General features: G+C 71.2%; 6 protein-coding genes. 4 read left to right on the top strand and 2 right to left on the bottom strand.

Annotated features, from left to right (window positions below; genetic code table 11):
• Both ACK42S_RS14140 and ACK42S_RS14135 read right to left on the bottom strand, forming a co-directional pair.
• Positions 1 to 1,125 (bottom strand): thiamine pyrophosphate-binding protein (locus ACK42S_RS14140; protein ID WP_409708781.1); only part of this gene is annotated, 1,125 nt, incomplete at its 3' end.
• Positions 1,126 to 1,232: 107 nt separating this feature from the next.
• Positions 1,233 to 2,498 (bottom strand): MFS transporter, encoded by a 1,266-nt coding sequence (locus tag ACK42S_RS14135; RefSeq protein WP_409708778.1) that lies wholly within the window; start codon positions 2,496 to 2,498, stop codon positions 1,233 to 1,235.
• Positions 2,499 to 2,563: 65 nt separating this feature from the next.
• On the opposite strand from ACK42S_RS14135, the gene ACK42S_RS14130 reads away from it, so the two are divergent.
• The 4 genes from ACK42S_RS14130 to ACK42S_RS14115 all read left to right on the top strand — a co-directional run.
• Entirely contained in the window at positions 2,564 to 3,427 is an 864-nt protein-coding gene (locus ACK42S_RS14130) for an AraC family transcriptional regulator (protein ID WP_409708775.1), read from the top strand.
• A gap of 174 nt (positions 3,428 to 3,601) precedes the next feature.
• A complete protein-coding gene (locus ACK42S_RS14125; RefSeq protein WP_409708772.1) occupies positions 3,602 to 4,945 on the top strand; it encodes a roadblock/LC7 domain-containing protein in 1,344 nt (447 codons plus the stop codon).
• Positions 4,946 to 5,041: 96 nt separating this feature from the next.
• Positions 5,042 to 6,154 carry a quinolinate synthase NadA gene (nadA, locus tag ACK42S_RS14120; protein WP_409708769.1) on the top strand — a complete coding sequence of 371 codons (1,113 nt, stop codon included), beginning with the start codon at positions 5,042 to 5,044 and terminating at the stop codon, positions 6,152 to 6,154.
• Positions 6,155 to 6,158: 4 nt separating this feature from the next.
• Positions 6,159 to 6,755: nicotinate-nucleotide diphosphorylase (locus tag ACK42S_RS14115; RefSeq protein WP_409708766.1), on the top strand; the 597-nt coding region annotated here is incomplete at its 3' end.

Genomic DNA, 6,755 nt, shown 5'->3' with positions numbered 1-6,755 from the left:
GGCCAGGTCCATGGTGCCGGGCGGCGGGGTCGAGACGTGGTTGGCCTCGCGGTCGGAGCACACGCCGGCGGTCCAGTCGGCCCGGGTCCGTTGTGGCGGCGCCGCCAGGCTCGTCAGGGCGGTGGCGGCGCAGGCCATCGAGGCCTGCACCAGCAGGTCGGCGGCATAGACACGGCCCAGCTCCTCGGCCCCGGCGTGGAGGTGGATGAGCTGCTGGCGCGGGCGCGGTGCCTCGATCAGCGTGTAGCCGCTGGTGGTCATCTCGCCCAGGCGCGGGCCCACGGCCAGGATCAAGTCGGCCTCGCGGATGCGCTGGGCCAGCTTCGGGTTGATGCCGATGCCCACATCGCCCGCGTACAGCGGGTGGGTATTGTCGAAGAGGTCCTGGAAGCGGAAGGCACAGCCCACCGGCAATTGCCAGTCCTCGGCAAAACGCTGCAGGGCCTGGCAGGCCGCGGGCGTCCAGCCACCACCGCCGGCGATCACCATCGGCCGCTTCGCCGCCACCAGCATTTCGCGGATGCGGCGCAGTGCGCCCGGTGTGGGCCAGGCCTGGGCCGGCTCCACGCGGGGCAGCACGGGCGTGTCGATGCGCTGCATCAGCATGTCCTCAGGCAGCGCCAGCACCACCGGGCCGGGGCGGCCCTGCATCGCCACATGGAAGGCCCGTGCCACGTACTCCGGCAAGCGCTCGGGGCGGTCCACCTCGGCCACCCACTTCGCAAAGCCGCCGGTGCTGGGGCCGAACATGGCGCGGTAGTCCACCTCCTGGAAGGCCTCGCGGTCGCGGAAGTCACTGCCCACCTGGCCCACGAAGAGGATCATCGGTGTCGAATCCTGGTAGGCCGTGTGCAGGCCGATGCTCGCATTCGTGGCACCGGGCCCGCGGGTGACGAAGCAGATGCCTGGGCGCCCCCTGAGCTTGCCCTGGGCCTCGGCCATGAAGGCCGCACCGCCTTCCTGACGGCAGGCGATGAAGCGGATGCGCTCGCGGTGTTCGTAGAAGCCGTCCAGCACGGCGAGGAAGCTCTCGCCGGGCACGCCGAAGACAGTGTCCACGCCCTGGGCGACCAGGGCCTCGACCAGGGCATGGCCCGCCAGGCGGGAAGCCGGGGTGGGGATCATGGAGGGTTCTCCTTGCTGCAGACGGGCCGATTATCCTGGCCCGCCTGCCCACGACGTGCTGCCGCCATCGCCTGACGAGGGTGGCCGGCCGCCCTCGGGGCCACCTTTCAGGCCGCTGCTCCCGCTGGCGTCTTGCGGCCGGCCGCCACGCGCGTGCCCACCCAGGCGGCCGACACCACGGCAAACAGCAGGGCAAAAGCCGCCGCATAGAAAATGCCCGGGGCGGCGCCGCGGTCCATCAGCAGCCCCAGCAGCGGCGGCGCCACGGCAAAGCCCAGATCCAGACCGGAATACACCGTGCCATAGACCCGCCCGGTCGCGCCGGGTGGCGCTGCCCGTTTGATGAGCATGTCGCGCGAAGGGCCGGCAAGGCCCGTGCCCAGCCCGGCCAGGGCCGCCACCAGCACCGCGCCAGGCCCCGGCAGTATCCCCAGTCCCACCACGGCCAGCAGCACGCCCGAGCCCACGAGGGACACGCCGATCGTCCGCTCGAGCCGTTCGACCTTGGCCACGAGAAAGCCCCCGATCACCATGCCGGCTGCACCGGTCAACATGTAGCCGGTCACCACCAGCGAGGTCACCGCCAGCGGCAGGCCGTACAGCGACTGCAGCGCGGGGCTCGCGAAGCTCTGGATCGCACTCAAGGCACAGGTGGTCCAGAAAAAGAACGAGAAGCACAGCCACACCGAGGGCAGCTTCAGAAAAGCCATCGGATGCTCAGCCGCGGTGCCGGGGGCCTGCGGCCGGGTGGCGTGGGCCCAGCGGCCCTGGCGGTCGTCCAGCGCCTGTCGGTGCCAGACCATCGCCATCAGGACGAGCGCAGCCAGCAGGGCCGCCCCGGCGCAGGCCACACGCCAAGAGCCCGTGGCCGCCGTGAGGCCGGCCATGAAGACCGGCGCCGCCGCCCAGCCCAGGTTGCCCGTGATGCCATGCACCGAGAAGGCATGCCCCAGCCGCGGCTGAGAGACCCGTTTGTTGAGGATGGTGAAGTCCACGGGATGGAAAGGCGCATTGCCCAGGCCCGCCAGCGCCGCGGCCAGCAGCAGCCCGCCATAGCCCGGCGCCCAGGCGGCGACCAGCCCCGCCAGGGCGAAGCAGGCCAGCGCCGCGAACAGAACCGGCCGCGCGCCCACCCGATCGACCAGGAAGCCCGACAGAGCCTGCCCCACGCCGGAGATCACGAAGAACACCGACACCAGCAGCCCGAGCTGCGAGTAGTTCAGCGAGAAGTCGCTGATCAGCCACGGGAACAGCGGCGGCAGCAACATATGGAAGAAGTGCGAGGTGCCGTGGGCCAGCCCCACCAGGCCGATGGTGCGGGCGTCCTGCGCCAGTGGTGCCGCGCCCGGGGCGCTCGAAGTCGTCGTGCTCATGGACGTGATGGTAGGCACGATGACGGCGGCAGGTTTACGATAGCAGGTCAATTTTTGTCGCAAACATGCCAAACCCCGCTTCCGGCCCCCGCTCGCGCGATCTGTCCTACGTCGGGCCGCTGACGCCCCACCTGTACCGGCCCAGTCCGCAGCGGCCGGTGCGCGCCAAGCTGCACCATCTGCGTGCCGACACGCAAGTGGTGCCGCACCGCCATCCCTGGGCCCAGCTTGCGATCTCCACGACCGGCGTCACGCGCCTGACCGTCGCCCGCGGCAGCTACATCGTGCCGCCCTCGCGGGCCCTGTGGATTCCGCCCGGCGTCGAGCATGCGGTCACCGTGGTCGAGGACGCCGACCTGCGCACTCTCTACCTGTACCAGCCCGAGGGCCACTGCGGCCCGGACGTGCCGGCCCACGAGCAGCCGCGCTGGCGCGAATGCCGGGTGCTGGAGGTCTCGGGCCTGCTGCGTGCCCTGGTGCTGGAGATGGACACCCGGCCCGACGGCCAGGCCGAGCTCACGCCCGCCGAACGGGCCCGCGAAGGCCTGCTCGGTGCCCTGGTGCTTGACGAACTGCGCCGCGCCGCCGTCGTGCCTCTGGGCGTGGACCTGCCGCGCGACAAGCGGCTGCGCCAGCTGTGCGAGGCCGTGCTGGCCGACCCGACCCGGCACGCCACACTGGCGGCCTGGGCCCGCGACACCGGCGCCAGCCTGCGCACCGTGGCCCGGCTGTTCCGGGACGAACTGGGCACCACCTTCACCCGCTGGCGCCAACGGGTCGTGCTGGCCCATGCCGTCGCGCGGGCGGCCTCGCACCAGTCCGTGGGCCAGATCGCCGCCGAGCTGGGCTACAGCCCCAGCGCCTTCAGTGCGATGGTGCGGCGCACCATGGGATGTTCACCGCGGGAATTGCTGGCCGGCCCTCGCTGAGCCCGACACGGCCGGAAGCCCGGCACGCACCTTCCGTCGCCGTGATCTGACCGTTCATGGGGGTCATGCCGGACGGCCCGGGCGCGGCGGTGCGCCTGCGCCTACACTGGCAGCAGACTTCGCCTGCGGCGCCCCAGCCTGTCTGGAATGCCGCCAGCCCCCGAGGAGCTTGCCATGCTCACCTCCCTCTTCGGCGATCTCAACCCGCTGGGCGGCCCGTCGGGCCGGGCGCTGCGTAACGCCGGCCCGCGCGATGCGGCCGACTTCGCCGCCACCGCGATCCTGGAAAGCCATGCCACCGAGGTGACCGACCGCGGCCACATGGTCGACAAGCACACGCGCGACCTGTTCATCGTCGGTTCGCCGGCCGAGGCCATCCGCCAGCACCTGGCCGCCTCGCGGGCCGACCTCGACCATGCCGCACGCCAGATCACGCTGCACGACCCGGCACGCATGTGGGCTGGTGGGGTCATCAAGGCCCTGTCCGACGCTTCTGGCCAGCCCATCGAGCGGTTGCATCTGCGCCACCAGAGCACGCTGGCGTCGATTGCGCTGATCGAGCGCACCGCCCTGCCCCGCCGCGTGGACGACCCGCTCAAGATCTACCACGCCGACGTGCGCGATGCGAGCCAGGAAGCCCAGGTCATCCCGATCGCGCTGATGGAACGCAGCCACCTGAGCGCGATCATCATGGCGCCCATGCCACAGGCGCTCTTCGACGAGATCGTCGCCACCCTCAATGCCGCCGCGCATGGCGAGCACTGGCACTGCCCGCACCTGCTCTTCCTGCTGTCGGCCCCGGTGGCCCCGCTGGCCACACGCATCGCCGCCGTGGCTTGGCCGAGCGCGCTCAACGTGATGGTGAGCACCGAACCGATGACCAGCGCCTCGGGCGTGTGGAACTCCGTGCTCAACACCTGGAACCGCGTCAAGCACCTCCCCCACGGAGCACAGGCCCGGCTGCGTGCGCCGACCCGGCCGGGTGGAGACTTTCCGGTGCGCATCGGTGATCTCGCCGTCGACGCTGCCACCGCCGAGGCGGCGCCACCTGCCGACGACGCTGCGGCAGGCGCCGCCCTCACCCCGCTGCCGGAAGTCCACGAGATCGGCCCGGCGCGGCTCGTGACCGATGTGCTGCGCACCAACGTCGACGAGGCCCGCGTGCTGCGCGTGCTCGAACAGCTCATGCGCATCGAAGGCGTGTTGGGCAGTTGCGTCGTGGACCTCACCACCGGGCTGGTGCTGGGCCAGCAACTCGCCGACGACGCCGAGGAGCTGTCCCTTGATCTCGCCGCCGCCACCGCCACCGAGGTGCTCAAAGCCCACCGCCGTGCCGCGCGCGACCTGGGCGGCGACCGTGTCGACGAGGTCATCGTCACCCTCGGCCGGCGCCAGCAGATCCTGCGCAGCGTCAACCAGCATGCCGACCTCTTCCTCTTGGTCGTCCTGGACCGGCAACGCACCAACCTCGCCCTGGCGCGCTTCCGGGTGATGGACGCGGAGAAACTGCTGGCCTGAACGCCCGCCCCTGCGGCACAGGGAGGGCCGCTGGGCTACCATGCAGCCCTGAGTATTGCTCTTGATGCGGGCCGCCCCCACGCGGCCCCAGCCGCCATGGAATCCGTGATCTACGACTACACGCGCCAGGATGCCCGAGGTGCGAGCTGTACAGCCCATGCCTGGGCGAAAGTGCCCGAGCCCCTGGGCCCGGCCGAACGCGAAGCCACCCGCCAGCGCATCCGCCAGTTGCTGGCCGAGCGCGATGCCGTGCTCATCGCCCACTACTACGTCGACGGCGACATCCAGGACCTCGCCCTGGAGACCGGCGGCTGCGTGTCCGACTCGCTCGAGATGGCCCGCTTCGGGCGCGACCATGCCGCGCGCACCCTCATCGTGGCCGGTGTGCGTTTCATGGGCGAGACCGCCAAGATCCTGAGCCCCGACAAGACCGTCCTGATGCCCGATCTGGACGCCACATGCTCGCTCGACCTGGGCTGCCCGCCCGACGAGTTCGCCGCCTTCTGCGACGCCCACCCCGACCGCCAGGTCGTCGTCTACGCCAACACGAGCGCCGCCGTCAAGGCGCGTGCCGACTGGATGGTGACCAGCTCCTGCGCCCTGGCCATCGTGCGCCACCTCAAGGAGCAGGGCCACAAGATCCTCTGGGCGCCCGACCGTCACCTGGGCCGCTACATCCAGGAACAGACCGGCGCCGACATGCTGCTGTGGAACGGTGCGTGCATCGTGCACGACGAATTCAAAGGGCTCGAACTGGAACTGCTACGCAAGGAGCATCCCGAGGCCCTGGTGCTCGTCCACCCCGAATCGCCGCGCAGCGTGGTCGAGCAGGCTGATGTGGTGGGCTCGACCAGCCAGCTCCTCAAGGCCGTCGTCGAAGGCAGCGCCACCGAGTACATCGTGGCCACCGACAACGGCATCTTGCACCGCATGCGCCAGATGGCCCCCGGCAAGACCCTCATCGAAGCTCCCACCGCCGGCAGCGGCGCCACGTGCAAGAGCTGCGCCCACTGCCCCTGGATGGCCATGAACGCCCTTCAAGGCGTGCTGGCCTGCCTGGAGCGCGGCAGCGGCGAGATCACCGTGCCCGAACCCGTGCGCAGCCAGGCGCTGGGCTGCATCGACCGCATGCTCGACTTCGTCGCCCGCAACCCGGCTGCCATCGCCCGGCCGCAGCACGGCTTCGTGCGCCACCTCGGAGCCGCCTGAGCCCATGTTCGACCACAACGAAACCCTGGCCGAAGCCCGCGAACGCAACGTCCGCGAGGCCCTGTTCGAGGACGTGGGCCGTCGCGACTGGACGGCCGAGCTCGTACCGGCCGCCCAGCGCGTGCGCGCCCGGGTGCTGCTGCGCGAAGCGGCCGTGCTGTGCGGGCGCGAATGGTTCGACGCCTGCATGCACGCCGTCGATCCGGCCACGCAGATCCACTGGCGGGCGACCGAAGGGGCCGAGCTGAGCGCCGACACCGTGGTCTGCGAGATCGAGGCGCGCGCGCGAGCGTTGCTCACCGCCGAGCGCCCTGCCCTGAACTTCCTGCAACTGCTGTCGGGCACGGCCACCGTCACCCGGCAGTACGCGCGGGCCATCGAAGGCGCCTGCCCCCACCCGCGCGGCTGCGCCATCCTCGACACCCGCAAGACCTTGCCGGGCCTGCGGCTGGCCCAGAAATACGCCGTGCGCGTGGGCGGCGGCCGCAACCAGCGCCTGGCCCTGTACGACGGCATCCTGATCAAGGAGAACCACATCGCCGCCGCCGGCGGCGTGATCGCCGCGCTGCGCAACGCCCAGGCCCTGGTGCGCGCAGCGGGC

The organism is Caldimonas sp., assembly GCF_046289365.1.
In the GTDB taxonomy this organism is placed as follows: Bacteria; Pseudomonadota; Gammaproteobacteria; order Burkholderiales; family Burkholderiaceae_C; genus Caldimonas.
The sequence above is the reverse complement of the archived record's forward strand: the minus strand, read 5'-3'. Positions and strand labels throughout refer to the sequence as shown.

Excerpts from the sequence above, each read along its gene's own strand:
- nadA (WP_409708769.1), top strand. The coding sequence starts at position 5,042 with ATGGAATCCGTGATCTACGACTACACGCGCCAGGATGCCCGAGGTGCG.
- ACK42S_RS14130 (WP_409708775.1), top strand. The coding sequence starts at position 2,564 with ATGCCAAACCCCGCTTCCGGCCCCCGCTCGCGCGATCTGTCCTACGTC.
- ACK42S_RS14125 (WP_409708772.1), top strand. The coding sequence starts at position 3,602 with ATGCTCACCTCCCTCTTCGGCGATCTCAACCCGCTGGGCGGCCCGTCG.
- ACK42S_RS14135 (WP_409708778.1), bottom strand. The coding sequence starts at position 2,498 with ATGAGCACGACGACTTCGAGCGCCCCGGGCGCGGCACCACTGGCGCAG.